Here is a 22297-nt window from a genome sequence, read left to right as displayed (position 1 = left end):
TTCTCCCTAGCCTGGGCGGCATGGATGATCGCGTTCTTCTCATCACGGGTGCCTCACGCGGACTTGGGGCCGCCAGCGCGCGCCTCGCCGCCGCCTCCGGGTTCAAGGTCGCTCTCGTCGCCCGCAAGGCCGAGTCCGTCACGTCCCTCGCCGCCGAGCTCGGCGAGGACAACGCCCTCGCCCTCGGCGCCGACGTCGGCGACTGGCCGGCCATCTCCGGTGCCGTCGCCGCGACCGTCGAGCGGTTCGGCCGGCTCGACGCGGCCTTCGCCAACGCCGGGATCGGCGTCGGCACGTCGTTCTTCGGCGACGACGACCCCGACCCGCGGGCCTGGGAGCCGATGGTGCGCACCAACGTCCTCGGCGCGGCCTACACCGCCCGCGCCGTGCTGCCCGCGCTGCGGGAGTCGGCCGGGCACCTGCTCATCACCGGCTCGGTCGCCGGGCGCTACATCCGCAACGCCAGCCTGTACTCGGTGACGAAGTGGGCCGTGACCGGGCTGGCCGGCGCGATCCGGGAGGAGGCCGTCGGCACCGGCGTGCGCGTCACGCTGATCAACCCCGGCATGACCGACACCGACATCCTCAGCGACGAGCAGCGCAAGAAACCCAACCTGCACGCGGACGACATCGCCCGCGCGGCGCTGTACGCGCTGTCGCAGCCGCCGTCGGTCGACGTCAACGAGATCATGGTCCGCCCGACCGGCCAGGTGCTCTAGCGGAGCCGGGCCACGCGCCCCTGGACGCCGCTGGCCCAGCAGCTCGACCCGGTGCAGTCGACGGTGTCGAAGCTGCCGGTGTCGAACGACGTCCAGTGCCGTCCGCCGTCCGGGCTGTAGTCGCTGCCGCCCGGGCCGACGGCCAGGAGCGTGCCGCCGCGCCAGGCGACCCCGGAGCGGTACCCCGCCGGGTACTGCGCCGGGGTGCGCCAGGTCCGGCCGGCGTCCCCGGTCAGGGCGACGGCGGGGCCGGGCGCGGTCGGGTTCGCGAAGTCGCCGCCGATCGCGACGCCCTGGCGCGGGTTCCGGAACGCGAGGGCGAACACGCCGGCCGACGCGCTGCTCGGCAACGGCGTGTCGGAGGCGCTCCAGTGGCGGCCGCCGTCGCCGGAGTGCAGGACGCGGGCGGTCGCGCCGCCGCCGGTGGCGAGCCAGGCGTCGAACGGCCCCGACGTGGTGATGCACTGGCCGCTGGCCGCGAACCCGGCCTCACCGGGCAACGCGGGCGGGAAGCCGCTGTCGGGGACCTGCCGCCAGCTGCGGCCGCCGTCGAAGGTGGCCTGGACGCGGAACCGCCCGTCGACCGGGTCGCTCATCGCGAGCCCGCGCCACGGGTCGAAGAAGGCGAGGCAGTCGTAGAACGCCGCGGTGTCGGTGTTCTGGAACGTCTGCCGCCAGTGCGCGCCACCGTCGTCGGTCCGGTAGACGCGGGAGTCGGTTCCGGGCCCGATCGACAGCACCACGGCGTGGTCGGCGTCGAAGGCTTCGATGTCGCGGAACTGGAGGGCTTCGGTGCCCGGCGGACCCACGGACTTCCAGGTGGCGCCGCCGTCGGTGGTGCGCAGGACGGTCCCCTGGGTGCCGCTGACCCACGCCACCCGCGCGCTGACGGCGGACAGGCCGCGGAACTGGGCGGTCACCCCGGTCGCCTTGAGGTCCCAAGCCGGCCGGTGCTCACCCGCCGACGCCGGGGCGGACAGCGAAACCAGCAGGGCGCACACGAGCAGCACGACACGCATGCCGGAGATCCTGCCGCACCCGCCCGGCGACTTTCGTAGGGAACACCGGGCGGGCAGGCCGGGCTAGAGCGAGCTGATCAGGCGTTCGACGCGCTCGTCGACCGAGCGGAACGGGTCCTTGCACAGGACCGTGCGCTGGGCCTGGTCGTTCAGCTTCAGGTGCACCCAGTCGACCGTGAAGTCGCGGCCCGCGGCCTGGGCGGCGGCGATGAAGTCGCCGCGCAGCTTCGCGCGGGTCGTCTGGGGCGGGGTGTCCTTGGCGGCCTCGATCTCGCCGTCGTCGGTGACCCGGCGGACCAGGCCCTTGCGCTGGAGCAGGTCGAAGATGCCCCGGCCCCGGCGGATGTCGTGGTAGGCCAGGTCGAGCTGCGCGATGCGCGGGCTGGACAGGTCCAGGTCGTGCTTGTGCCGGTAGCGCTCGACCAGCCGGTGCTTGATCGCCCAGTCGATCTCGGTGTCGATCTTGCCGAAGTCCTGCTGCTCGACCGCGTCCAGCGCGCGGCCCCACAGCTCGACGACGCGCTCGTTCGCCGCGGTCGAGCCGTTTTCCTTGATGTGCTGGACGGCGCGAGCGTGGTACTCGCGCTGGATGTCCAGCGCCGAGGCCTCGCGCCCGCCGGCGAGACGCACCTGGCGGCGGCCGGTGAGGTCGTGGCTGATCTCGCGGATCGCCCGGATCGGGTTGTCCAGGGTGAAGTCGCGGAACTGGACGCCGGCCTCGATCATCTCGAGCACCAGATTCGCCGAGCCGACCTTGAGCATGGTCGTCGGCTCGGCCATGTTCGAGTCGCCCACGATGACGTGCAGGCGCCGGTAGCGCTCGGCGTCGGCGTGCGGCTCGTCGCGGGTGTTGATGATGGGCCGCGACCTCGTGGTCGCGCTGGAGACGCCCTCCCAGATGTGCTCCGCACGCTGGGAGAGGCAGTAGACCGCCCCGCGCGGGGTCTGCAGCACCTTGCCGGCGCCGCAGATGAGCTGCCGGGTCACCAGGAACGGCAGCAGCACGTCCGCGATCCGCGAGAACTCACCCGCGCGGGTCACCAGGTAGTTCTCGTGGCAGCCGTAGGAGTTGCCCGCGGAGTCGGTGTTGTTCTTGAACAGGAAGATGTCGCCGCCGATGCCCTCGTCGGCGAGCCGTCGTTCGGCGTCGACCAGCAGGTCCTCGAGGATGCGCTCCCCGGCCTTGTCGTGGGTGACCAGCTGGACGAGGTCGTCGCACTCGGCCGTCGCGTACTCGGGGTGCGAGCCGACGTCCAGGTAGAGCCGGGAGCCGTTCGACAGGAAGACGTTCGATGAGCGTCCCCACGAGACGACCCGCCGGAAGAGGTAGCGCGCCACCTCGTCGGGCGAGAGCCTGCGCTGTCCGTGGAAGGTGCACGTGACCCCGAACTCGGTCTCGATGCCAAAGATCCGCCGCTGCATCCCACCAGAGTAGGCGCTGCACCCCCTCCGACGGTGCGCCGTTCGGGCGTCGACACGCCCCCGGTCTGCCACAGACGGTGAAAACTCCCCGATTCAGGCACGATTGGAGCACTGCTCTTGACGACTTCGGGAAGGCGACTCCTTGACACACCAGCTGATCCAGGCCTTCCGGCGGGTCGGGCGCACCGACCGCGCCCTGATGCGGCGCAGCGCCGCCCTCCCGGCCACGAAAGCCGACGACGCGCTGATGGCGCTGTCCAGATCGGCGAACAAGTCCCGCCTCTGGTGGGGCGTCGCGGCGCTGCTCGCGGCGCGCAAGGGCCCCACGCGGCGCGCGGCGCTGCGCGGGGTCGTCGCGATCGCCGGGGCCAGCGCCGCCGCCAACCTGATCGGCAAGCCGCTCTTCCCGCGCCGCCGCCCGGCCGAGGAGGAGACACCCGTGCGCCGCCGCCTGCGGAAACGCCCGACGTCGTCGTCGTTCCCGTCGGGTCACTCCGCCTCCGCGGCCGCCTTCGCGACGGCGGTGGCGATGGAGTCGCCGCGCGCCGGCCTCGCCGTGGCGCCGCTCGCGCTGGCCGTGGCCTACTCGCGGGTCCACACCGGCGTCCACTGGCCCTCCGACGTGGGCGTCGGCCTGGGCATCGGCGTCGGCGTCGGCCTGGCCACCCGGCACTGGTGGCCGCTGCACGACGACGTCCCGGCCCGCACCGCCCACGACGCGGACGCGCCGGAGATGGTCGACGGCGACGACATGCTCGTGCTGGTCAACCCGAAGTCCGGGCTCGACGGCCAGGACCCGACCGACGAGGCCCGGTACGCCTGGCCCAAGGCCGAGATCCTCTACCCGGACCCCGACCGGGACCTGCGCGCCCAGCTCGAAGCCGAGATCGACGCCCGCGGGACGGTGCGCGCGCTCGGCGTAGCAGGTGGCGACGGCACGGTCGCGGCGGTCGCCTCGGTCGCCGCCGAACGCGACCTGCCGCTCGCACTGATCCCGGCGGGGACGCTCAACCACTTCGCGCGCGACATCGGCGTCAGCTCGATGCCCGACGCCGACGCGGCGACCGAGCTCGGCAACGCCGTCGGCATCGACCTCGGCGAGGTCGAGATCGAGGGCGGTGACGGCACCGCGCACCGCTGGTTCGTCAACACCGCGAGCCTCGGCGGCTACCCGGAGATGGTCCGGCTGCGCGAGAAGCTCCAGGAGAAGCACCCCAAGTGGCCCTCGGCCGCGATCGCGCTGGCCCGCACGCTGCGCCACGCCCGGCCACTGACCGTGCGGCTCAACGGCAAGCGCACGCAGGTCTGGCTGCTGTTCGTCGGCAACGGCACGTACGCGCCGAAGGGCTTCGCGCCCAGCCGGCGGCCCGCGCTCGACACCGGACTGCTCGACGTCCGGTACCTGCGCGCCGACCTGCCCTACTCGCGGGCCCGGTTCCTGCTGGCGATGGTCACCCGCACCCTGGCGGCGAGCCACGTCTACCAGGAGCTCGACGTCGCCGAGCTGGACGTCGAGCTCCTGGACGGCCACCGCCGCGTCGCCACCGACGGCGAGGTCGGGCCGCTGGGCAACCGGTTCCGCTTCCGCTCCCGCCCGAGCGCGCTGACCATCTACCGTCTTTAATAATGCTTTACCTTTTCTCAACGAACCCTCAGCGTCCCCTGGCTAGCGTCTTGATCGAGTTGCGGGCAACCCTGCCCGCGGCCGGGGGACGAACGGGGTGTGGATGGACTGGTACGGCCTGGCGAGCGGCATCCACCGGGCCGGCACCGATCCGGTGCTGCCCGGCGACATCACCGCCCGCGCCCGTGACCTGGGCCCATTCGAGTCGCCGCTGATCTGGCTGACCTTCGCCTCCGCCGCCGTCGCGGTCCTCGCCGCCGTCATCGCGCTGTGGCGCCGGCGCCGGATCCGCCGCTGGGGCTTCACCGCCTTCGGCGTCCTGTTGCTGCTCGCCGGAGTAACTGCCCTGAACAGCTACGTCGGGTACGTCCGCACGTCGGACGACCTCGCGCGACTGCTGCAGAAGGGCCCCGGCCCCGTCAACCTGGCCGGGCGCCTGCTCGACGACGGCAAGGAGGCACCGTCGGAGTCGGACTCGGCGGTGTCGCGCCCCGGTGCGGGCAAAGCGGCCGCCGGCCAGCGGATCGACGTGGTGAACCTCCCCGACCCCGCGCACGGCGTCCCGTCCGGCGCGAACTACGTCGTCCTCCCGCCGGGCTACTCCGCTGACGCGACCCGCCGCTACCCGGTCGTCTACCTGATCCACGGCTACCCCTTCGGCGGCCCGCGCGACTGGCTGACCTCGGGCGACGCGCCCGGCACGCTGGTGGCCCTGCAGCAGGCGCACGTGATCGAGCCGATGATCGTGGTGAGCGTCGACCTGACGGCCGGGGTGCCCAGCACGGACTGGGAGTGCCTCGACGTCCCGGGCGGCCCGCAGCTGGAGACGTACCTGGCGCGCACGGTGGTCCCGGCGATCGACCAGCGCTACCGCACGGTCGCCGACCGCGGCCACCGCGCGCTGGGCGGCATGTCCGGCGGCGGCTTCGGCGCGTTGAACATCGGCCTGCACCACGTCGACGAGTTCGGCACGCTGCTGATCGCCCTCCCGTACGACGACCTGAACGACTCGGTCGGGGTGCTGGACGGCAACAAGGCGGCGATCGCGGCGAACACCCCGCGGCGGTACCTCCCCACGATGAACTTCCCGGCGAAGATCTCGGTGATGCTCGCGGTCGGCACCGGCGCGCCCACGGACGTCACGACGGCCCGCCGGATCGCCGACGCCCTGCACGCCCGCGGCCAGGACGCGGTGGTCCACGCGGAGCGGGGGTTCAACCACACGTGGCACACGGCCCGGGCGACGCTGCCGTACCTGCTGGCGTTCGCCGACCAGAACTTCCGGGCCTCCCCCGCCACGTCCTGAAATCCGGTTGAGGCGTCCGAGACCCTGGGACATGGACCTCGAGACGCACTACCTGACCGGCCCGGCCGAAGACACCCGCCTCGCCCGCACCCCGCACGGCAGGCTCGAGTTCCTGCGGACGCGGGAGCTCCTGCGGCGCTTCCTGCCCGGGCGCTCCCGGGTGCTCGACGTCGGCGGCGGCACGGGCGTTCACGCGGCCTGGCTGGCCGCCGACGGGCACCGGGTGCACCTGGTCGACGTCGTGCCCGCCCACGTCGCCGAAGCGGCGGCGCTGCCCGGCGTCACCGCCGAAGCCGGCGATGCCCGGGACCTCACCGCCGGGAACGCGTCGCAAGACGTGGTTCTGCTCCTGGGTCCGCTGTACCACCTCGTCGAGCCGGCGGCGCGCGCTCGCGCGCTGTCCGAGGCGTGGCGGGTCCTGCGCCCGGGCGGTCTCCTCGCGGCGGCGGGCATCAGCCGCTACCTGTCCGTGCTGGAGACCGGCGCCGCGGGCACCTTGACCGACGCGCTCGCCGAGCCGGTCCGCGCCGTCGTGCAGACCGGCGCGTACGACGGTCATGTCGGCTTCGTCCCCACCCACTGGCACACCGCGGCCGAACTCCGCGACGAAGTGACCGCGGCGGGCTTCACCGGCACCGCCGTCTTCGGGGTCGAAGGGCCTTCCTGGCCCGCACTGGACGAAGCGGGCCTGACGGAGTTCCCGCACCGCGTCGAAGCCGCGGCGCGGGCGGCGAGAATCGTCGAACAGGACCCGCTGCTCATCCACGCCAGCGCGCACCTGCTCGCCATCGCCCGGCGGCCCGCATGACGAAGGCGGGGGCGCGGCCACCCGGCCACGCCCCCGCCTCCGTGAGTTGTTACTCGCCTTCCGGCTTGCTCTCCGGCTCCTCGCCCACCGGGTCCGGCACCGGCAGCAGCGAGTCCAGCGCCGTGCCCGTCAGGCGGCGGAACGACCGGCGCGGGCGGTCGCGGTCCAGCACCGCCACCTCCAGCTTGATCGGGTCGGCCTCGCCGTTGCCGTTCGCCGAAGCGGACGACGCGGACGAGGACGCCGAGGAGCTCGACGACGCCGTCGAGGACGTCGACGGCTGGGTCGGCGTCCGCAGCGCGGCCACCGCCACCCCCAGAGCCGCCTGCAGGTCCAGGCCGTCCTCGAACGTCTCCTTCAGCTTCGCCGCGATCTTCTCGTTCTGGCCGCCCATCACGATGTACTGCGGCTCGTCGAAGATCGACCCGTCGTAGGTCAGCCGGTACAGCTGGTCCTCCGCCGAGCTCGCCCCGACCTCCGCCACGCAGACCTCCACCTCGAACGGCTTCAGCTGCTCGGTGAAGATGCTGCCCAGGGTCGCCGCGTACGCGTTCGCCAGCGCCCGCGCGCTCACGTCACGCCGGTCGTACTGGTAGCCCTTCAGGTCCGCGTGCCGGATGCCCGCCACGCGCAGGTTCTCGAACTCGCTGTAGCGCCCGACCGCGGCGAAGCCGATCCGGTCGTAGATCTCGGACACCTTGTGCAGCGTGGCCGAGGGGTTCTCCGCCACGAACAGCACGCCGCCCGCGTACTTCAGCACCACGACGCTCCGGCCGCGCGCGATGCCCTTGCGCGCCAGCTCGGAACGCTCCCGCATCAGCTGCTCGGGAGAGGCATACAACGGCATCGTCACGGTGTGCGCTCCAGGTCTTCCGGTGGTTCCACGTTCACTGGTTCTCCGCCCGCGTCAGGAAAGCCGGCGCTGCTGGCGTTCGATCCGCCCCGCCACGACGGCTTCCGCGACCGCCGCGGTCTCCGACTCGGGCAGCTGCACGGCCCCGTGCTCGGCGGTGATCGTCACGACGCTCGGGAAGATCCGCCGCACCAGGTCCGGCCCGCCCGACGCGGTGTCGTCGTCGGCCGCGTCGTACAGCGCTTCCACCGCGACGCGGATCGCGCCCTCGGCGTCGGCGTCCGGGTCGTGCAGCTTCTTCAGCGCGGACTTCGCGAACAGCGAACCCGAGCCGATGCCCGCGTAGCCGCCGTTCTCCTCGTAGCGCCCGCCCGCGGCGTCGTACGAGACGATCCGCCCGGCGTGCTTGGCGTCCTCGGCCTCCAGGTCGTACCCCACGAACAGCGGGATGGCCGCCAGCCCGGCCATCGCCATCTCGAGGTTGCCCTTGACCATCCCGGCCAGCTTGTTCGTCTTGCCGTCCAGCGACAGCGAAACGCCCTCGATCTTCTCGTAGTGCGCGAGCTCCACGGCGTACAGCCGCACCATCTCCACGGCCAGCCCCGCCGTGCCCGCGATGCCCACGGCCGAGTACTCGTCGGTGACGTGCACCTTCTCGATGTCCCGGCTCGCGATCAGGTTCCCCGACGTCGCCCGCCGGTCACCCGCGATCAGCACCCCGCTCGCGAAGGTGCAGGCGACGATCGTCGTCCCGTGCGGCACACCCAGCTCCGCCACGCCCGGCGACACCTTCCGCTGGGGGAGCAGCTCAGGCGCCTGCTCGCGCAGGAAGTCCGAAAACGACGACGTCGCCGACGAGAAGTACGCGGCCGGCAGCGCGGGACCCGAGATGCCCCTGGTGTTGTCCATACGTGCTCAAAAATCCCATCTGTGCGGGCCGAAGCCCCGCGTGCGGCCAGCCGTCACGCGGGGCCCCGGCCGCCGGCTGAACGGTCGGCAAGGGCGCGGCGCCCGAGCGGCTTACTCGCCGCCCTTCTGCACGTAGGCCCGGACGAAGTCCTCGGCGTTCTCTTCGAGCACGTCGTCGATCTCGTCCAGGATCGTGTCCACGTCCTCGCCGAGCTTCTCGCGCCGCTCCTGACCCGCCGCGCCGGTGTCGTCGAACTCCTCGTCGGAGTCACCACCGCCGTGCTTTTCGATCTTTTCCTGGGCCATCTCGCCTCCCGGTCTGGCTGATGTTTCCTAGCCTACCCAGCGGCCCCGACATTCGGGGCAACGCCGCGATCGCTGGTGCGTCACGCCTAGTCCGAACCGGTGAGCGCCTCCACCAGGTCCTCCGCCGTCGCCGACTCGTCGAGCAGCTTGCCGACGTGGGCCTTCGTCCCCCGCAACGGCTCCAGGGTCGGGATCCGCACCAGCGACTCCTTGCCGACGTCGAAGATGACCGAATCCCACGAAGCCGCCGCGATCGACGTCGCGTACTTCTCCAGCGCCCGGCCCCGGAAGTAGGCCCGCGTGTCCGACGGCGGCGTCGTCACCGCGGCCAGCACCTCTTCCTCCGTCACCAGCCGCTTCATCGACCCGCGCGTCACGAGCCGGTTGTACAGGCCCTTCGCCAGCCGCACGTCCGAGTACTGCAGGTCCACCAGGCGCAGCCGCGGCGCGCCCCAGGCCAGCTGGTCCCGCTGCCGGTAGCCCTCGAGCAGCCGCAGCTTGGCCGGCCAGTCCAGCCGGTCCGCGCACTCCTGCGGGTCGCGGGCCAGCGCGTCCAGGACCTCGCCCCAGACCCGCAGGACCTCCTTGGACGCCTCGTCCGCGCCGGTGCGCTCCAGGTTCTGCGAAGCGATCTCGTGGTAGGCGAACTGCAGGTCCAGCCCGGTGTACTTCTTCCCGTTCGCCAGCGCGACCTGCGTCTTGAGCGTCGGGTCGTGGCTGATCTGGTGTACGGCCTTGACCGGCTCGTCGAGCTTCAGGTCGTCGAACCGGATGCCCGACTCGATCAGGTCCAGCACCAGCGCCGTCGTGCCGACCTTCAGGTACGTCGAGTACTCCGACATGTTCGCGTCGCCGATGATGACGTGCAGCCGCCGGTACTTGTCCGCGTCCGCGTGCGGCTCGTCGCGGGTGTTGATGATCCCGCGCTTCAGCGTCGTCTCCAGGCCGACCTCGACCTCGATGTAGTCCGCACGCTGGGAGAGCTGGAACCCGGCCTCTTCGCTCTGCTGGCCGATCCCGACCCGGCCCGAGCCGGTCACGACCTGCCGCGACACGAAGAACGGCGTCAGCCCCGCGATGATGGCGGTGAACGGCGTCGAGCGCGCGCACAGGTAGTTCTCGTGCGTGCCGTAGCTCGCGCCCTTGCCGTCGACGTTGTTCTTGTACAGCTGCAGCGGGGGCTGGCCGGGCACGGACGCCGCCTTGAGCGCGGCCTCCTCCATCACCCGCTCCCCCGCCTTGTCCCAGATGACGGCGTCGCGCGCGTTCGTCACCTCGGGCGCCGAGTACTCCGGGTGCGCGTGGTCGACGTACAGCCGCGCGCCGTTGGTCAGGATGACGTTCGCCGCGCCGAGGTCCTCGACGTCCGGGTCGTGCCCCGGCCCGCCGGGCCCGGTCAGGTCGAACCCGCGCGCGTCGCGCAGCGGCGACTCCACCTCGTAGTCCCACCGCGCCCGCCGGGCGCGCGGGATGTCGGCCGCGGCCGCGTAGGCCAGCACGACCTGGGTCGAGGTGAGTACCGGGTTCGCCGTCGCGTCGCCCGGCACGGAGATGCCGTACTCGACTTCGGTTCCCATGATCCGCCGCATGTCCACCACCCTACGGGGTCGTCCTAGTGGAACGATGCACCCATGCCAGGCAGTGACGAACTCGTTGCGCTCTATGACCAGGCCGGCTCCGTCGTCGGCACGACCCCCCGCTCCCGGATCCGCGCGGAGGCGCTGTGGCACGCCGCCGGCGTCGTGCTGGTCCGTTCGGGTGACGGAACCGCCGTCTACGTGCACCTCCGCACCGCGGTGAAGGACGTGTGGCCCTCGACCTGGGACTGCTGGGCCGGCGGCGTGGTCGCCGCGGGCGAAACCCCGGCCGAGTGCGCCCGCCGCGAACTGGCCGAAGAGCTCGGCGTCCACGGGGTGGAACCCGTGCCGCTGTTCACCAAGGTCTACGACGACGGCCGCAACCGCTGCCACAACTTCGCGTTCGAAGTCCGCTGGGACGGCCCGATCCACCACCAGGCCGAAGAGATCGTCGAAGGGCGCTGGATCCCGCTGGAAGACCTCCGCGCCTGGGTCGACGACCCGGCACCCGAGCTGCCCTTCATCCCCGACGGCCGCGAAGGCGTCCAGGAGTGGTTCCGCCGCTACGGCTGAGCGGTCAGCTTCGCCGCCATCGCGGGCAGCAGGCGCTTGGCCGCGTCCACCGCGCGGGCCCCGGTGCTCGCCGAGACGGTCAGCTCGGACACGAGCATTCCCTTGGCCAGCAGCACCGTGCAGGTCTTGCCGTCGCTCCAGGCCTGCTGCCGCTCGACCCCGGGCTGGACGGGGACGCTCACCGTCTTGCCCGCGCACTCGTTTTCCGCGACGGCCCGCGCGGCCGACCGGTCCGGGAACACCACGACGCGGTGGCTCAGCTCCGACCCGCTGGGGTAGCGCCAGGACGCGGTCCAGCTGCCCGCCGACGGCCCGTCCGCCAGGCAGCCCGAAGCCTCACCCGGGCCCGGCTGCACGCCTTCCCCGGCGACGTCCGCGTCGGACAGCAGCGCCCGCTGCGCGAGCCCGCCGAGATCGGGCTCCGCCGGGGTCGCCTTCGCCGGGCTCACCGGGACTTCCGACGTCTTCGGTGCCGCGGGTGCCGCCGAGGACGTGGGTACCGGATCGTCGTAGTACGTCTCCAGGTTGTTCGGATCGGGCCCGTCGCAGCCCGTGAGACCCACCAACGCGACCGCGGTCAACGCGATCACCTGCCGATGACGCACCTGCTCCGGCCTCCTGTCGTCCGTGGCGTGCCAGCGAAGGGTAGTGCAGCCGTTCAGTCCCACGCCAAGGAGGACCGGTGTCGCCAGTAGGCACCGGGGTCCTCGGCGAGCCCGGCCAGCGCGTCCCGGTCGGCCGCGCCCAGCTCCAGCGTCGTGGCGCGCAGGTTCGCTTCCAGCTGACCCGGGCTGGCGGGGCCGATGACGGCGGTGTCCGCCCAGTCCTGGGCGAGCACCGCGGCGACCGCGACGGCGTCCGGGCCGATCCCGTGCGCGGACGCGATGTCGAGCACGGTCTTCGGCGCCTGCACGGCGAGCCTGCCGTTGGCGAGGGTTTCCTTGACCAGCACGCGTTTTCCGGCCGCGTGCGCCGCGGAGAGGGCCGGGCCGGCCGACTGCTCGAGGACGTTCCACGTCGACTGCACCGCGGAAAACACCGGCCGCCCGACCACTTCCAGCGCGAACGCCCGCTCGATCGCGGCCGCCTGCGCCGGCCCGGACGTCGAAAACCCGACGGCGACGCCGTTCGCGGAAAGCTCGGCCAGCGCCTCGATCAGCGGCTCGTCGGTGAACAGCGGACTGTCCACAGTGAGCGAATGCACCTGGTAGAGACCGACGCGTTCCCGTAGCAGCGTCAGGGTTTCCGCCCACTGCGTCGCGAACCGGGCCGCCGAGTGCTCCTTGACCTCGTGCACGTCGGCGTCGAGCCGCCAGTCCCCGACGTAGGCGTAGCCCCACTTGCTGGACACCTCGACGTCGGTGTGCCCGCGCTCGGCGAGCCAGCCGGCCAGGAACTCCTCCGAGCGCCCGTACGACCGGGCGACGTCGACGTGCCGGACGCCCGCGGCGTAGGCGTCGTCGAGGACCGCGAACGTCGCGGCCCGCATGGAATCCACGTCCCGCACCGGCGGGAGGGCGCCGTCGCGGCCGAGGTTGATGTAGGCGGGACGGCCCAGCGCCGCCAGGCCGAGCGCGAGGCGGTCCACGGGTGCCCTCACGCCGTCTGCTTGTGCCGGAGGATGGCCAGCCACTGGTCGGAGTTCTGCGCCTGCCGGTGCAGCTTCTCCAGGCGCGCGGCCGGCGCCCGGACGTAGCCCTTGCCGAAGACCGGCGCGATCTGGCGCAGGCTCGCGCCGCCCTCGCGCGCGGCGAGCAGCGCCCAGTCGGAGGCGTCGGCACACGCCGCCGAGGCGCGGCGGAGCTCGCCGAGGATGTCGATGAGCTCCTGGGCACCCACCTCCCCCGCCTGGACGGCGGCCGCCGTCGTCTCCAGCCAGGCCAGGACGTCGGACTCGGTGATGGGCGCGCGGGGCCGGTGCGTTTCTTCGCTCACGGCCAGTGAGTATAGGTCGTTATACGCAAGACGCACCGCGGCGACACGCCTCCACCCTGACCGGGTTGACTCAAATCGTTGTTCTGCGATACTTCGATCCATGACCACCATCGAGGGGATGCGGCTCGGCCGCTACGGCATCTGGACGTTCGACTTCGAGAGCCGGCCGGCGAGCCTGATCCGGGAGTCCGCGCGGGAACTGGAAGAACTCGGCTGGCCGGCGCTCTGGATCCCGGAGACCGACGGCCGCGAAGCGCTCACCCACGCCGGTTTCCTGCTGGCGGCCACGGAGAACCTGACCGTCGTCAACGGCATCGCGCAGATCGGCTCCCGGGAGCCGCGCTCGACGCGGGGCGCGGCCCTGCTGCTCGCCGACGCCTACCCGGACCGCCACCTGCTCGGCCTCGGCTTCGGCGGGGTCCCCGGCCCGAAGCCCCTGCAAGCGGTGCGCGACTACCTCGACGCGATGGACGCCGCCGCGTTCGCCAACCCCGCGCCGCGGGCCCCGATGCGGCGGCTGCTGGCCGCCTACGGCCCCAAGATGCTGGAACTGGCCCGCGACCACGCGGCCGGCGCGCACACCTACCACGTCACGCCCGAGCACACGGCCCAGGCGCGGGAGATCCTCGGCGGCGACCCGTTCCTCGGCGTCGAGCACGCGGTGCTGTTCGAGACCGACCCGGCGAAGGCGCGCGAGACCGCCCGCGAGCACCTGCACCCGTACCTCACGCAGCCGTACAACATCGCGAAGTTCCGGCGGCTCGGCTACACCCAGGAGGAGATCGACGGCGCGGCCGACCGGATCGTCGACGACCTGGTGTTCTGGGGCGACCTCGAGACGATCACCGCGAAGCTGGGCGCGCACCTCGACGCGGGCGCCGACCACGTGGGCATCCAGGTCATCGGCATCGAGCCGGGCGGGTCGGCGATGCCGCACTGGCGCCGGCTGGCCGAGGCGCTGCTACCCGTCGCCGCGTAGGCCGAACCGGGCGGTGCAGTGCCAGACGCGCTTGAGCACCTGCGGATCGTGCCGGCCGGCGCGGACGGCGTCGCCGATGACCCGGGCGTCGAGCCGGCCGTCCTCGGCGATCTCCTTGCCCGCCCGCACGACGTCCTCGCCGCGGTAGTCCGCGTGCTCGGCCAGCACCTCGACCGGCAGGCGGAACCCGTGGTGCCAGCGGGCCGGAAACGGCAGCCCGGCGGCCGCCGCCTCGACGTCGGTGCCGCGGAACGCCGGGTCCAGGACGAGCGCCTCGACGTCGGCGGCCAGCCGGAGCGGGCCGTGGACGTGGGCCTCGATGTGGTCGTCGAGCTCGTCCTGGACGTCCGCTTCGGCGAGGCGCAGCAACGGCATGTGCGTCGCGGTGCCGAAGTCCTCGGGCTCGCCGAAGCTGTCCGGGTAGCAGAACGTCGTCCGCGCCAGCACTTCCCGCTTCAGCACCAGGTGGGACGAGCCGAACCGGACCGAACCGCCCGCGGGGCGGCGGCGGTAGTTGAGCGAGCCGTACTTCGGCCGGGCGGCCGGCGGCAGGTCGTCGTAGACGCCGCCGAACATGCGGCTCTCCCAGCGCCGTCGGTCTCCCCCGGCGTGCGCGGTGAGGCCGCCGTTGCTCGTGCCCGTCTCGAACTGCGACCGGTAGACGCCGTCCGTGCCGAGGTGCCGCAGCAACGGCACCTCCCCCACCAGGCGGTCCGGGTGGAAGTGGACGGTGACGTCCAGGTCTTCGGGCATAGGCGGCCCGGTCACGCGGCTCGCGATGTGCGCGACCGCTCGCTGCCATCCCTCGTCCCCCGGCGCCATGGGCGGCATTCTACCCCGGTGCGTATAGGTCGTTATACGGATTGAGACGTCCGAAAACCGCTGGCCCCACCCCGGTCGTCCCGGCTTGACTGCGCCCATGCGGTTCGGTGCGGCGGGTTTCGGGGTCACGGCGCGGTTCGCGCTGCTGGCCGTCGTGTGGGGTGCGAGTTTCCTGTTCATCAAGGTGGGCCTGGCCGGGCTCTCCCCCGCGCAGATCGCGCTCGCGCGGGTTTCGCTGGGCGCACTCGCGCTGGCCGTCGTGCTGGTCGCGCGCCGGCGGCCGCTCCCCCGGGATCCCGTGCTGTGGGGTCACCTCGCGGTCGTTTCGGTGCTGCTGTGCGTGGTGCCGTTCCTGCTGTTCTCGTGGGCGGAACAGTACATTTCGTCCGGTCTGGCCAGCATCTTCAACGCGACGACGCCGCTCGTCACGATGCTGCTCGCCGCCGCGGCCCTGCCCGAAGAGCGGTTCACGCCGCCGCGCGTGCTCGGCCTGTCGCTCGGGTTCCTCGGCGTGCTCACGATCGTCGGGGTGTGGCACGGTGTCGACGTCTCGCACCAGCTGACGGCGCAGCTCGCGTGCTTGGGCGCTACGACTTGTTACGGCGCGTGCTTCGTCTACATGCGCCGGTTCGTCTCTCCGCGTGGTGTCGACCCGGTCGTCGTCGCGTTCGGTCAGACCGGGTCGGCGACGGTCCTGCTCGGCCTGCTGGCGCCCGCGATCGCGACCACGCCGGTGCACCTGGACCTCGTGGTGGTGGCGAGCATGGTGGCGCTCGGCGTCTTCGGCACGGGGATCGCCTACGTCTGGAACGTCCGGATCATCGCGGCCTGGGGCGCGGCCAACGCCTCGGCGGTGACCTACCTCACACCGGTGGTCGGGGTGCTGCTCGGCGTGCTGGTCCTCGGGGAACCGGTGAGCTGGAACCAGCCGGCCGGCGCGGTCCTGATCGTGATCGGCATCCTCGCGGCCCACGGACGCCTGCGGCGACGCCGGCCCGAACCCGCGCTCGCCGGCCGCTAGACACGCCGATGGGGCGGCCGCCGAAGCGACCGCCCCATCGCGCGTCGGAAACTACAGGTACTGACCGGTGTTCGTGGCGGTGTCGATCGCCCGCCCCGAGTCCTGGTTCTTGCCGGTGACGAGCGTGCGGATGTAGACGATCCGCTCGCCCTTCTTGCCGGAGATCCGGGCCCAGTCGTCCGGGTTGGTGGTGTTGGGCAGGTCCTCGTTCTCCGCGAACTCGTCGACGATCGCGTCGAGCAGGTGCTGCACGCGGAGACCCGGCTGCTTGGTCTCCAGCACCGACTTGATCGCCGACTTCTTCGCCCGGTCCACGATGTTCTGGATCATCGCGCCCGAGTTGAAGTCGCGGAAGTACAGGACTTCCTTGTCCCCGTTGGCGTAGGTAACCTCGAGGAACCGGTTCTCGTCGCTCTCCTCGTACATCCGCTCGACGGTGTGCTGGATCATCGCGTCGAACGTCGCCTTCGGGTCCCCGCCGAACTCGGCGAGGTCGTCGGCGTGGATCGGCAGGCCTTCGGCCAGGTACTTGGAGAAGATGTCTTTCGCGCCTTCGGCGTCCGGACGCTCGATCTTGATCTTGACGTCGAGCCGGCCCGGCCGCAGGATCGCCGGGTCGATCATGTCCTCGCGGTTGGAGGCGCCGATGACGATGACGTTCTCCAGGCCTTCGACACCGTCGATTTCCGACAGCAGCTGCGGCACGATCGTGGTTTCGACGTCGGACGACACGCCCGACCCACGGGTCCGGAAGATCGAGTCCATCTCGTCGAAGAACACGATCACCGGGGTGCCCTCGGAGGCCTTCTCCCGCGCCCGCTGGAAGATCAAGCGGATGTGCCGCTCGGTCTCCCCGACGAACTTGTTGAGCAGCTCGGGACCCTTGATGTTCAGGAAGTAGGACTTCCCGTCCTCGTTGTCGCCCCGCGCCGCCGCCACCTTCTTGGCCAGCGAGTTCGCCACCGCCTTGGCGATGAGCGTCTTGCCGCAGCCCGGCGGGCCGTAGAGCAGGACGCCCTTGGGCGGGCGCAGCTGGTACTCCTGGTACAGGTCGGCGTGCAGGAACGGCAGTTCCACCGCGTCGCGGATCTGCTCGATCTGCCGGGTGAGGCCACCGATGTCCTCGTAGCGGACGTCGGGCACCTCCTCCAGCACCAGGTCCTCGACCTCCGCCTTCGGCACGCGCTCGTACGCGTAACCGGCCTTGGAGTCGACCAGCAGCGAGTCGCCCGGCTTGAGCGGCTGCTCGGCCAGCAGGTCGGAGAGCAGGACCACCCGCTCCTCGTCCGCGTGCCCGACCACCAGCGCGCGAAGGCTGCCGCCCTCGACGTCGGCGGCGAGCACCTCACGCAACGCGCACACCTCGCCGGTGCGTTCGAAACCGCCGGCCTCGACCACGGTGAGCGCCTCGTTGAGCCGCAGCGCCTGGCCGCGTCGCAACGAAGAGAGCTCGACCGCGGGCGACACCGACACCCGCATCTTCCGGCCCGCCGTGTAGACGTCCACCGTGTTGTCCTCGTACGCCTCGACGAAGACGCCGTAGCCGGACGGCGGCTGGGCCAGCCGGTCGACCTCCTCACGCAGCGCGAGGAGCTGTCCTCGCGCCTCACGCAGGGTTTCGACCAGTTTGGTGTTGCGCTCGGTGAGCTGGCTCACCCTTTCCGAGGCCTCGGCGAGCCGCTGTTCGAGAACTCGGTTCTGCCGTGGCGAGTCGGTCAGTTTGCGGCGCAGCAGCGCCACTTCCTCTTCGAGAAAACGGATCTGCCGAGCCTGCTCGTCCGCCGTCGTCCCAGCTCCGGATGTTGCTGAAGGGTCGGCCTCCTCGCGCCGACCTCCGGGAAGGTCATGATGCATCGGGCACCTCCTCGGAGTGCTTTTCATTCCACGGTACCGGCGATCACCGACAAGAAAAGCCCTTTCCGGATCACAAGATCGGCGCGTCGCGGTTTCTTCGCCTGGTCCAGCACGGACATTCCCGCAGCGCAAGAGGCCATTTCGGTGCCGTGACCCCGGCGCGTCGCGGGTCCGTCCGGGCCTGGACGAACCAAGCACGTCGGGAGTACCCGGCCCCGGGACGGCCCAACCCCGCCCGGAGATGACGATTCGGGCCAGTTCCGCCCTAACCGCGCGGCGGTGTCGCGCGATGGCTAGCATCGGGCCGACGTCGGCCGTCTCGAAGGCCGGGTCACCGTCGAAGGAACGCTAGGGGGCACCACCCATGACCTACCCGCCGCAGCAACCGGGCGGCTACGGGCAGCAGCCCGGCGGCTACGGGCAGCAGCCCGGGCCGTACGGCCAGCAGCCCGGCGGCTACCCCCAGAGCGGACCGCAGCCCCAGCCGGGCTACGGCGGCACCCAGCAGTTCGGCCAGCCCGATCCGTACGGGCAGCCGCAGCAGGGCGGTTACCCGCCCCAGACGGGCCCTCAGCCCCAGCAGGGCTACCCCCAGTACGGGCAGCAGCCCCAGCAGGACCAGTGGGGCCAGCCGACGCAGCAGCAGCCGGGCTTCGGCGGTTACGACCCGTACGGAGGCGGCGGCTTCGGTGACCCGCCGCCGCCCAAGAAAAAGAAAACCTGGCTCATCGTCGGCATCGCGGCCGCCGCGGCGGTCCTCGTCGCCGGCGGGGTGACGTGGGCCGTCCTGGCCAACGGGGATGGCGGCACCACCGCGGCGCCCGCCAGCAGCAGCTCCGCGGCGCCGACGTCCGCGCCGAAGACGTCCGCGTCGAAGCCCCGGGCCACCTCGCCGACCAGCCCCTCCACGCAGGGCACCAAACCGGCGAGCGGCCCCGCGCCGTCCGGGAAGGGCAGCTCGCAGGAGCTGTTCGACACGACGATCGCCGCCTACAACGCGGGTGACGAGAAGGCGCTGGCCGACACGATCTGCCGGAGCGTGTTCGAGGGCACCACGGGCAACATCCCGAAGGTGACGGTCAAGCTGACCGGCTCGCCGCAGGACACCGGGGACAAGTCCACCGTGCGCTACTCGGCCACGGACGGCACCAAGACGAAGGTGGGCACGATGTCGGCCCAGAAGGAATCCGGCTTGTGGTGCCTGTCCAACGTGAAGGCGGACGGCTCGTGAGCCCGCGCCTTCGGTGAACCGCGCGCTCGCCGCCGGGCTCGTGCTGCTCGGCGTGGCCGGGGCGGGCGTGGTGCTCGGACTGCTGCTCATCGCGCCGTCCGGCTCCCCGCCCGCGCCGTCGAGCCCGCCCCCGGCGCCCCGGACCACGGCCTCCGCGGCGCCGAGCGCGGTCGACACCGCCGCGGTGAACGTGCTGGCCCGCGCGATCGTGGACGCGATCAAGGCCCACGACTCGGCGGCGTTCGGCAGGCTGACCTGTCGCCCGCAGACCGCGGAGGCGCTGGGGAGGCTGCAGCGGATGTGGGACGCGGCCGGCCCGCTGACGGCGACCTTGAAGGAGCCGCCGGAGGTCCGCGGCGAGTCAGCGACGGCGAAGGTGCACGTCGAGGCCCCGGGCGGCACGAAGGACACGCCCTTCCCGCTGCACAAGGAGTCCGGCCGCTGGTGCGTCCCGGGCTAACGGGGCGGCGTGAATCCGGCGGGCCAGCGGGTGGTGCCGTCGGCCGTGACCCCGGTGAGGTCCGCGCCGGCCAGGTCCGCGCCCGTGAGGTCGGCGCCGCGCAGATCCGCGGCCCGCAGGATCGTGCCGGTCAGCGTCGCGCCGGTGAGGTTCGCTTTCCGCAGCACCGCGCCCGCCAGGTTCGCCCCGGCGAAACAGACTTTCGGTATCGCCAGGCCGGTCAGGTCGGCGTTCCGCAGGTCGACCCGCTCGAGTTCGGAAGCCGCGTCCGGCTCGATCATCCCGCCGCGGTCCAGCGCCGCGATCGCGGCCGAGACATCGTCCGCCGGACCCCCTTCGCGGTCCGCTGCCTCGGGTTCCCACGGTGCCCGGGAGCAGATGAAGGACGTCAGCAGCGCGTGGATGTGCCCGCGATAGCGGGGATCGAGGCCGGCCAGCTGCTCCAGCGCGTAGACCGCGCCTTGCCGCGTCGGCCCCTGCTCGGCCCCGAGCTGGCCGATCGCCTTGGTGAACAGGTCGATCGACCGGCTCTCCCGGTTGAGCAGCAGCTGCCGGGACGTGAGGAGCGCACCCAGGCCGACACCCGCCAGGGCGAGCAGGCCGCCCAGCGCCTGCAGCAGCGTGGCACGAACGTCGTTGACGGCCTTCAGCCGATCCGCCGGCCCCAGCCCCGGCGACGTGCCGACAAGCCAGGCCGGCGCGAAGAACACGCACAGCACCACCAGGACGGTCACGACGGCCGCTGCCACTGCGAACCCGGCCTTCCGGCGCGGCGACACCCTCGCTAGCCCTTGCCCTTCGACGGCCGCCGGGACACGCGGGGCGAAACCGTCCCGTCAGCAAGCCGGCGGGCGGTGAGCAGGAACGCCGTGTGCGCGACCATCCGGTGGTCCGGGCGCACCGCGAGGCCCACCACGTGCCACGGCCGCATCAGCGTTTCCCACGATTCGGGCTCGGTCCAGCACTGCTGCTCGCGCAGCGACTCGGTGACGCGGGAAAGCTGCGTCACCGTCGCCACGTAGACCGTCAGCACGCCGCCCGGCACCAGGTGCGCGGCGACGTTCGGCAGCTGGTCCCACGGGGCCAGCATGTCCAGCACGACCCGGTCGACCTCGCCTTCGTGGGTCGCCAGGTCCGCCACGGTGAGCGACCAGTTCGCCGGCTTCTCCCCGAAGAACTTCACGACGTTGTGCTCGGCGTGCACGGCGTGGTCGTCGCGGATCTCGTACGAGCTCACGTGCCCTTCGGAGCCGACCGCGCGCAGCAGCGAGCACGTCAGCGCGCCCGAGCCGGCGCCGGCTTCGAGCACGCGGGCGCCCGGGAAGATATCGCCCCACATCACGATCTGCGCGGCGTCCTTCGGGTAGATCACCTGCGCGCCGCGGGGCATCGACAAGATGTAGTCCGGCAGCAGCGGGCGCAGGGCCAGGTACGTCGACCCGCCCGCGGACACCACCACCGAGCCCTCGGGACGGCCGATGAGGTCGTCGTGGGCGAGCGCGCCGCGGTGGGTGTGGTACTCCCCGCCGTCGGCCAGCGTCAAGGTGTAGTGCCGCCCCTTCGAGTCGGTCAACTGCACCCGATCACCCGCGCGAAACGGTCCGCTGACCGACAACACTTCCTCCTGTACCCCGAATGGCCGACGACAGATCTTCGCAGGCCGTCCGGGGCGCGGCCTCAGCGGGTACGGCGGTTCAGCGCGGCGCGCAGGTCGTCCCGGCGCAGTACGCCCGCCGGGCGGCCCTCGTCGTCGACGACGAGGAACTGCCACGCCGCGGTCTCGCGGACCCGCTCGACGACGTCCTCCCCCGGTTCCGAGGCCAGCAGGACGGTTTCCGCGCGGATCGGCTCCGCCGCGAGCTCGGCGGGCGCGTGCGGCGAAGTGCCCGCGAGGCGCTCCGCCGCGCCGGTGTCGAGCAGCCCGGCCGCGACGCCGTCCGCGCGGACGAGCACCACGCCCCGGCCCGCCGACGCGGCGAGCGCGTCCGACACCGGGCTTTCGGCGGGCAGCTGCAGCACCGGCCGCACCAGCTCGGCGAGGTCCAGACCTTCCGGCCAGGTGCGGCGCGCCTCGGCGGTGAGCTCGGAACGCGCGCCGAGGATGACGAACCACGCGGTGACGACGCAGACGCCCAGGCGCAGCCACCGGTCCGGGCTGCCGGTCGCCAGGCCCCACAGGGCCCACACGAGCAGTCCCGCCGCCACGACCCCGCCGCCGGCGACGGCGGCGCGCGTGCCCTTGGCGCGGACCCCGGTGGCCGCCCAGACGCCGGCGCGGACCAGCCGCCCGCCGTCGAGCGGCAGGCCGGGCAGGAGGTTGAACACGCCGACCGCGAGGTTCGCGACCGCGCATTCGGCCACGAGCATCCAGACCGCGCCGTCCGGCGGGACGGCGAACATCAGCAGGCCGCAGAACCCGCCCAGCAGCAGCGACACCGCCGGGCCCGCCGCGGCGACCAGGCCCTCGTGGACCGGCCGCTTCGGCGTGCGGGCCACTTCGGACAGCCCGCCGAGCAGGAACAGGCGCACCCGCCGGACCGGGATCCCCAGCCGCAGCGCGGCGACGCAGTGCCCGAGCTCGTGCGCGAGCACCGAAAGGCCCAGCAGCAGCGCGAACGCGCCGGCCAGCAGCCACGACGTCAAGGTCGACGCGTCCGGGAGCAGCCGGCCGACCAGCGGCGCGTAGAGCACGACGACGATCAGCGACCCGATCCACCAGGACGGCGCCAGCAACACGGGGACGCCGGCGACCCGGAACAGCTGGAGACCGCCGTCCGGGAGGACGGCCTGCCGGGTGCCCCCGGTGCCCTGTTCACTGGTCGCGGCCATGCCGGAGAGCCTAGAGCCCCAGGTGTGGGAAGCGGGTGATCCGGTCCCGG

General features: G+C 72.3%; 23 protein-coding genes. 9 read left to right on the top strand and 14 right to left on the bottom strand.

Translation table 11 applies throughout. The annotated features are described in order from the left end of the window. The first annotated feature begins 20 nt into the window (after window positions 1-20). The gene (locus tag ACZ7OH_RS06890) at window positions 21-719 is read left to right on the top strand and encodes an SDR family oxidoreductase (RefSeq protein ID WP_470279973.1); all 699 of its coding nucleotides are present in this window, start codon (window positions 21-23) and stop codon (window positions 717-719) included. Here ACZ7OH_RS06890 and ACZ7OH_RS06885 read toward each other — a convergent pair. Both ACZ7OH_RS06885 and pafA read right to left on the bottom strand, forming a co-directional pair. Then, window positions 716-1738, bottom strand: coding sequence for a WD40/YVTN/BNR-like repeat-containing protein (locus ACZ7OH_RS06885; protein ID WP_470279972.1), 1023 nt, complete (start codon window positions 1736-1738; stop codon window positions 716-718). The two genes, ACZ7OH_RS06890 and ACZ7OH_RS06885, sit on opposite strands and share 4 nt — an antisense overlap. A gap of 63 nt (window positions 1739-1801) precedes the next feature. Further along, window positions 1802-3160, bottom strand: coding sequence for a Pup--protein ligase (gene pafA / locus ACZ7OH_RS06880; RefSeq protein ID WP_470279971.1), 1359 nt, complete (start codon window positions 3158-3160; stop codon window positions 1802-1804). Window positions 3161-3359: 199 nt separating this feature from the next. On the opposite strand from pafA, the gene ACZ7OH_RS06875 reads away from it, so the two are divergent. The 3 genes from ACZ7OH_RS06875 to ACZ7OH_RS06865 all read left to right on the top strand — a co-directional run bounded on the left by ACZ7OH_RS06875 (window position 3360) and on the right by ACZ7OH_RS06865 (window position 6898). Beyond that, on the top strand, window positions 3360-4784 hold the full coding sequence (locus ACZ7OH_RS06875) for a phosphatase PAP2 family protein (RefSeq protein WP_470280318.1): 1425 nt from the start codon (window positions 3360-3362) through the stop codon (window positions 4782-4784). Window positions 4785-4887: 103 nt separating this feature from the next. Beyond that, the gene (locus ACZ7OH_RS06870) at window positions 4888-6090 is read left to right on the top strand and encodes an alpha/beta hydrolase (RefSeq protein ID WP_470279970.1); all 1203 of its coding nucleotides are present in this window, start codon (window positions 4888-4890) and stop codon (window positions 6088-6090) included. A 31-nt stretch (window positions 6091-6121) separates the two neighbouring features. Next, window positions 6122-6898 carry a class I SAM-dependent methyltransferase gene (locus ACZ7OH_RS06865; RefSeq protein WP_470279969.1) on the top strand — a complete coding sequence of 259 codons (777 nt, stop codon included), beginning with the start codon at window positions 6122-6124 and terminating at the stop codon, window positions 6896-6898. Window positions 6899-6947: 49 nt separating this feature from the next. On the opposite strand, the gene prcA is transcribed toward ACZ7OH_RS06865, so the two are convergent. The 4 genes from prcA to dop all read right to left on the bottom strand — a co-directional run bounded on the left by prcA (window position 6948) and on the right by dop (window position 10555). Further along, window positions 6948-7751 (bottom strand): proteasome subunit alpha, encoded by an 804-nt coding sequence (gene prcA / locus ACZ7OH_RS06860; RefSeq protein ID WP_470279968.1) that lies wholly within the window; start codon window positions 7749-7751, stop codon window positions 6948-6950. A gap of 54 nt (window positions 7752-7805) precedes the next feature. Beyond that, window positions 7806-8660 (bottom strand): proteasome subunit beta, encoded by an 855-nt coding sequence (prcB, locus tag ACZ7OH_RS06855; RefSeq protein ID WP_400907318.1) that lies wholly within the window; start codon window positions 8658-8660, stop codon window positions 7806-7808. 111 nt (window positions 8661-8771) lie between these two features. Continuing rightward, window positions 8772-8966, bottom strand: a complete 195-nt coding sequence (locus ACZ7OH_RS06850; RefSeq protein ID WP_013226725.1) for a ubiquitin-like protein Pup — start codon at window positions 8964-8966, stop codon at window positions 8772-8774. An 86-nt stretch (window positions 8967-9052) separates the two neighbouring features. Next, a complete protein-coding gene (dop, locus tag ACZ7OH_RS06845; protein ID WP_470279967.1) occupies window positions 9053-10555 on the bottom strand; it encodes a depupylase/deamidase Dop in 1503 nt (500 codons plus the stop codon). A gap of 42 nt (window positions 10556-10597) precedes the next feature. Between dop and ACZ7OH_RS06840 the strand changes: the two genes are divergently transcribed. After that, window positions 10598-11116 (top strand): NUDIX domain-containing protein, encoded by a 519-nt coding sequence (locus ACZ7OH_RS06840; protein WP_470279966.1) that lies wholly within the window; start codon window positions 10598-10600, stop codon window positions 11114-11116. Here ACZ7OH_RS06840 and ACZ7OH_RS06835 read toward each other — a convergent pair. The 3 genes from ACZ7OH_RS06835 to ACZ7OH_RS06825 form a co-directional block, all read right to left on the bottom strand. Further along, window positions 11107-11706, bottom strand: a complete 600-nt coding sequence (locus tag ACZ7OH_RS06835; protein ID WP_470279965.1) for a hypothetical protein — start codon at window positions 11704-11706, stop codon at window positions 11107-11109. The genes ACZ7OH_RS06840 and ACZ7OH_RS06835 overlap by 10 nt on opposite strands. Before the next feature lie 68 nt (window positions 11707-11774). Beyond that, window positions 11775-12716, bottom strand: a complete 942-nt coding sequence (locus ACZ7OH_RS06830) for an aldo/keto reductase (protein ID WP_470279964.1) — start codon at window positions 12714-12716, stop codon at window positions 11775-11777. Continuing rightward, window positions 12713-13051 (bottom strand): hypothetical protein, encoded by a 339-nt coding sequence (locus ACZ7OH_RS06825; protein WP_400873441.1) that lies wholly within the window; start codon window positions 13049-13051, stop codon window positions 12713-12715. The genes ACZ7OH_RS06830 and ACZ7OH_RS06825 overlap by 4 nt, the downstream gene beginning before the upstream one ends. A 100-nt stretch (window positions 13052-13151) precedes the next feature. Between ACZ7OH_RS06825 and ACZ7OH_RS06820 the strand changes: the two genes are divergently transcribed. After that, entirely contained in the window at window positions 13152-14030 is an 879-nt protein-coding gene (locus ACZ7OH_RS06820; protein ID WP_470279963.1) for a TIGR03620 family F420-dependent LLM class oxidoreductase, read from the top strand. Here ACZ7OH_RS06820 and ACZ7OH_RS06815 read toward each other — a convergent pair. Further along, window positions 14013-14852: a DUF3626 domain-containing protein gene (locus ACZ7OH_RS06815; RefSeq protein ID WP_470279962.1), complete on the bottom strand. Its 840-nt coding sequence runs from the start codon at window positions 14850-14852 to the stop codon at window positions 14013-14015. The two genes, ACZ7OH_RS06820 and ACZ7OH_RS06815, sit on opposite strands and share 18 nt — an antisense overlap. Window positions 14853-14949: 97 nt before the next feature. Between ACZ7OH_RS06815 and ACZ7OH_RS06810 the strand changes: the two genes are divergently transcribed. Further along, window positions 14950-15873, top strand: coding sequence for a DMT family transporter (locus ACZ7OH_RS06810; protein WP_470279961.1), 924 nt, complete (start codon window positions 14950-14952; stop codon window positions 15871-15873). 51 nt (window positions 15874-15924) lie between these two features. Here the strand turns inward: ACZ7OH_RS06810 and arc are convergent, their stop codons facing one another. Further along, complete coding sequence (gene arc, locus ACZ7OH_RS06805; protein ID WP_470279960.1) at window positions 15925-17727, bottom strand: proteasome ATPase; 1803 nt, start codon at window positions 17725-17727, stop codon at window positions 15925-15927. 364 nt (window positions 17728-18091) lie between these two features. Here arc and ACZ7OH_RS06800 point away from each other — a divergent pair, with 364 nt between their 5' ends. Further along, window positions 18092-18958 carry a hypothetical protein gene (locus ACZ7OH_RS06800; protein ID WP_470279959.1) on the top strand — a complete coding sequence of 289 codons (867 nt, stop codon included), beginning with the start codon at window positions 18092-18094 and terminating at the stop codon, window positions 18956-18958. A 13-nt stretch (window positions 18959-18971) separates the two neighbouring features. Then, complete coding sequence (locus tag ACZ7OH_RS06795) at window positions 18972-19418, top strand: hypothetical protein (protein ID WP_470279958.1); 447 nt, start codon at window positions 18972-18974, stop codon at window positions 19416-19418. Here ACZ7OH_RS06795 and ACZ7OH_RS06790 read toward each other — a convergent pair. The 3 genes from ACZ7OH_RS06790 to ACZ7OH_RS06780 all read right to left on the bottom strand — a co-directional run bounded on the left by ACZ7OH_RS06790 (window position 19415) and on the right by ACZ7OH_RS06780 (window position 22247). Then, window positions 19415-20152 (bottom strand): pentapeptide repeat-containing protein, encoded by a 738-nt coding sequence (locus ACZ7OH_RS06790; protein WP_470279957.1) that lies wholly within the window; start codon window positions 20150-20152, stop codon window positions 19415-19417. The genes ACZ7OH_RS06795 and ACZ7OH_RS06790 overlap by 4 nt on opposite strands. A 50-nt stretch (window positions 20153-20202) precedes the next feature. Then, window positions 20203-21033, bottom strand: a complete 831-nt coding sequence (locus ACZ7OH_RS06785; RefSeq protein WP_400907346.1) for a tRNA (adenine-N1)-methyltransferase — start codon at window positions 21031-21033, stop codon at window positions 20203-20205. A gap of 62 nt (window positions 21034-21095) precedes the next feature. After that, window positions 21096-22247 carry a site-2 protease family protein gene (locus tag ACZ7OH_RS06780; protein WP_470279956.1) on the bottom strand — a complete coding sequence of 384 codons (1152 nt, stop codon included), beginning with the start codon at window positions 22245-22247 and terminating at the stop codon, window positions 21096-21098. Between the last annotated feature and the right edge of the window lie 50 nt (window positions 22248-22297).

This window comes from Amycolatopsis sp. NPDC114478, assembly GCF_055633805.1.
Note: the sequence above shows the minus strand (reverse complement) of the source record. Positions and strands in the feature narration are given on the sequence as shown.